Origin of the sequence: Carboxylicivirga sediminis, from assembly GCF_018156225.1 — a bacterium.
GTDB classification, from domain to species: domain Bacteria; phylum Bacteroidota; class Bacteroidia; order Bacteroidales; family Marinilabiliaceae; genus Carboxylicivirga; species Carboxylicivirga sediminis.
On the sequence record NZ_JAGTAR010000068.1, the window covers coordinates 1 to 4564 of the forward strand.

The window sequence follows — 4564 nt, forward strand, 5'->3', positions numbered from 1 at the left end:
CGCACGAATCCTTTCGTGTGGTATAGCAAGGTAATTATCAGTTTAATAATTCGAAAAGAGTTTGCTTTTAGGTTTTGTGCTAGCTAAGTGGCTTAAAAACTTGTAATTGATTAGAGTATATGAGAGGTTCTCCGATAGGCTATTGGCCTATCGGTAGCCTACTCGATTGGTGGCAGTAATCATTCATTAAGTATCTTGTTTATTTTTTGTATTTCTTTTGATTGTTTAATAATTAACCCCTTGGACTCAGCCTGTTTAAGCGCCTTACGGGCTTCATTGTGCATGTCTTTGTAATAATATACTAAAGCTAAATTTGCATAACTAGTTGGTCCAACTGAATCGATTTCAATAGCTTTTAGATAATCTGAAATTGCTTTGTCATAATCGTTGAGTTTATAATAATACAAGCCTCTGTTGTTATAAAATCCAGCATATGTTGAATCAATCATTATTGCAGTGTCTAAGAGTGCAACTCCAGTTTCAAGCTCGTTAATTCTCACATAGGTTTCTGCTAAATCAAATAATATGGTAGGATTGTAAGGTTCTAAATTTCGAGCTTTCTGATAAAATATTATCGCTTGAAAATAGTCTTTATGTTCTCTGGCATTTGAAGCGTTATTATACAATTCTTTTGCTGTTTGGAGTTGAAATTGATATGGTAGTGTGACATTAATATTATCTACATCTCCTAATCTATTATACCAAGATTGGGGAAATAATTGTCTAGGTGATTTATGAAAATCAAGTCCGAACAGAGGAATTGTTAATACTAGATATAATAAAGAGATACTTACTAACTTAGGGTCTTTATGTTTCTGAGTTGCTAAATACAATAATGTCGCAACAATAAAAAGAGGCACAATTATAAGAGATGGATAGTCACCAAAGATGTAATAAAGATATCTGGTAAACAGAGAAACAGACATTAAAACAATCAATACGTACATTACAATTTCAATACTAGTGCGATTTCTCTTTCTTGCTGTGATTAATTCAATAATAAACACGATTAAGAATCCTAGAAAACCAAGAACTAGCGATAAAGCTCCGAAATTCAATCCAGACACTCTAAGCAGTATACCAGTTGGAATTAATATGGATGAGATTAAAAAGACTAAGTTTCTTTTGGATTTCATTTGAATGGTTTACGTTTTATTGCCACCAACCCTTTCAAAAGCGCATGGCGTCTATTTCTTCTTTACGCATGCTAAAGGTGCACAATACATACCATATAGGCAAGTATTGTGCACTTTTATATGTTAACCATGTAGTGTGTTATCCAGTGGGTTCCTCGAACACAACACGTAGATTGTATCTACCATAGCCGGAAAAATACAAAGCCTTGCAATATGGCTACTGCAAGGCTTTTCGTATTCATAAAAAACCTGTCAGGATTTCGAATCCTGACAGGTTTAGCTAATATTGAAAGTCGCCTATAGCCAGCGCATATTTGCAATCTGTGCTATAGCAGGTAGAGGCACGGATTGCAAATCCGCGCCAGCGATTGAGCCAGCCACCTAGCGGTTACACAGCGTTTTATAAGGACAAAAACGGCATTTTGTAATATCTTCCACTTGTTGAAAGGGAATATCCGGGTTGTATAGCTCGGCCAGCAAGCTGTCAAGCCCGGCTTTAAACTCACTTTGCACACTTTGCAGCAGGATGGGATTTTTACTTCGGCCATCCTTCAGGAATAGCTGGGTGTCGTAGCTTTTCTTAAACACATCGCGCACCCAGATGACGCCTGGCTGAATGGGTGTTGGCTCATCAGCTGTTTCGTCCAGGATGAGCGAATAGAGCAAGGTCTGAAAGGTCGCTTTAATCTTTTTATGCTTATCGGTATTAAACAGGTCCTCAATGGAGCCGGCCGTGGCATCGCCTGTTCCGGTTTTATAGTCCATCACCCTCAGCAGGCCATCTTTACTTTCCAGGCGGTCGATGTAGCCACCAATGTTCAGTTGCAGACCGTTGCAGGCGTAGTTGTGCTCCACCTTGCGCTCCAGCTCCACAATGGTAAAGGGCGCCCGGGCTTTTTCAAGCTTCAGAAACTGCAGCAGGTAACGGCGAATCACCTCAAACACCATCACGTTTTTGCCATGTATCTCGGTAAAGGCGTTTTTGCCTTTCTCGTAGTCGCTCAGGTGCTTGTTAAAGCCATCGCGTATCAGCTCATCAATGCGTTTCTTGTTCTTTATCCAGCCTTCTATGGTGGCGGCTTCTATTTCCTGGCCTTCAAATGGTTTGTACAGGTGTTCCACCACATCGTGAAAGATGAGACCAAAAATACGGGCATCGGCCTCTTCGGTGATTTCCTCCGGTTCGCTGATGTTGGCTATCTTCTGGTAGTAGAAGCGCATGGGGCACTCGATGTAAACCGACAAGGCACTGGGCGACAGGAAGCGCTGATGACCAGTTTTGTATTTGTCCAGTTCACCCAATATGGCCGCTGTTTTGCGAGCAATTGGTTGGGGTGCATCCAGTAGCGACACATTCTCGGAAGTGGTGTGGGTGTTAATGTGGGCGTTAAACTCGTATTTCAACTGGTAGAGGTAACGGCTCATCTCGTTCGATTTCATGCCCTGTGCACCGGTGGAGTAGAGCAGTTCTACTTTTTTGGCCCGGTGAATGAGGCGGAAGAAATAGTAGGAGAAGATGGCATCCTGAAACTCGATGGTGGGCAGTTCGAAACCGGCACGCAGCGTGGCCGGGATAAAGGTATTGGGCGCTGAAGTACGCGGAAACACCCCTTCATTCAGGTCGAGGATAATCAGCTTATCAAAATCCAGTGCGCGTGTTTCCAATATACCCATCACCTGCAGACCGGCCAGTGGTTCACCCTTGAACGGAACGGTTTGAAAGTCGGCCAACTTCTTAAATAGTTTAATCCAGGTTTCTGGAAGCAAGTCGTGCTGCTGATTCTGCTCCAATAAGTCTTGTAAGCGCACAATGCTTTTGTGCAGGGCATACACAAATTCCTGCTCCAGCAGCTTGTCTTCCTTCGGCTGTAGTAATTCGTATATTTTAGTGAGTATGTTTATCAGGTAATCAGCCAGTTCAGAACCATTATTCACTCTACTGAACAGGAGCTTAAACAGCGCATTGCTATGCAGTTCAGTCGCCCTGACAAAGATGATGTTTTCTTTCACCAGCTTTTTGTGCATCGAACGGCAATCATCTTCGGCCAGCAAAGAGATGTACTGGTGCTGCAGGATGGGTAAAACATGGCGGTGGTACAGCCAGGTGCCTTCTTTGCTGGTGCGGGCATTGCGTTGCAGGTCAAACAGCAGGTTCACCAGTCCGAATACCGGCGTGTTGTTCAAGGGATAACCCATGGTTACGTTCACCCGATCCACATTATTGGGGATGCCATGCAGGGTGGGCATCAACATGGTTTCGTCGGCCAGCACAACCGCCGTTTTCAGGTCGCTTTCATATTCTTTGGTCAGAAACGCATGGACCGATTTCAGCTGTTCGGTGGGATTGGCTACTGCTGTGATGGTTACTTCCGGGCCCTGCTCGTTAAGTGGTAACACAAAGTCTTTGGGGGCGGGATAGCGTAATCGGTTTTCATTGAGGAATAAACCGGGTCCACGCGACTGAAACACATCATCGGCAGCTGTTTCCATCCAGGGCGAATAATCCCAGAAGAAATCGGCCAGTTGCCGTTTGCGCAGGTTATCCATCAGTTTGCGTTCGGCAGGCGTGAGGGCATTAAGACCAACAAACACCACCTTCTTCCATTTAATATCTATGAGCTTATCCTTGATGATTTTATCGGCCACCTCGCGGTATATCATACCTTCATACGCCAGTGAGTCGGTTTGCAGCTGCCGAACAAAGGCCTTATATATATGGGGAATGTGCTCCCAGTTTTCAAGGAAATGACTTTGATGCGATGATAATTGCTCGGCTTTAAAAGTGCCCCAAAAGGTTTTGATGGCTTCCAGTTGTTTCTCGTTCAGGTGGCTGTAATCATCATCCAGCTCTTTAAAAGCAATCAGGTTGGAGAATAGCTGGTCCACTTCCACCAGGTATTTGTCGATGTCATCAAAATCGCCCAGAAAAAGCTCGCCCCAGGCTAAAAACTCATCAAAACTGATGGCTTTTTTCGTTACTTCATTATAAACCTGATGGAGGGTGAATAGCAGGGTAATATTATCGGCAGGAATAGCCTTTGACAGGGATGCAAAAAAATCATTGACGGTCAGTATTTCGGGCGCCCATGCAGGGCCATCCACCAATTGCCTCAGGTGATTGGTAAAAAAGATACCGGCCCGCTGGCTGGGGAACACAAAGCAGTAATCGGCCAGTTCATCTTTAGCATTTTTATAATAGTAGGCAGCTATGGCATTAAGAAATCCGGAAGTCATAAGGTCAAATTTTGAATAGCAAATGTACTATGTTTTTATTATACCGATTACGAATCAAGACGATTGATAAAAAATCATTAATAAGCGATTAAATTATACATTCAACCTCGCTGAGGTTGATTGGTCATTTACATTTCACATATCTACAAATATTTATCTCCGCTGGAGATAATAAAACAACTTCGGAGAAGTTG

2 protein-coding genes are annotated in these 4564 nt (G+C 43.1%); both read right to left on the minus strand.

Annotated elements, in window-relative coordinates; translation table 11 throughout:
* Positions 1 to 179: 179 nt before the first annotated feature.
* On the minus strand, positions 180 to 1136 hold the full coding sequence (locus KDU71_RS22465) for a tetratricopeptide repeat protein (protein WP_212193376.1): 957 nt from the start codon (positions 1134 to 1136) through the stop codon (positions 180 to 182).
* A gap of 381 nt (positions 1137 to 1517) precedes the next feature.
* Positions 1518 to 4370: a PD-(D/E)XK nuclease family protein gene (locus tag KDU71_RS22470; protein WP_212193377.1), complete on the minus strand. Its 2853-nt coding sequence runs from the start codon at positions 4368 to 4370 to the stop codon at positions 1518 to 1520.
* Positions 4371 to 4564 lie beyond the last annotated feature (194 nt).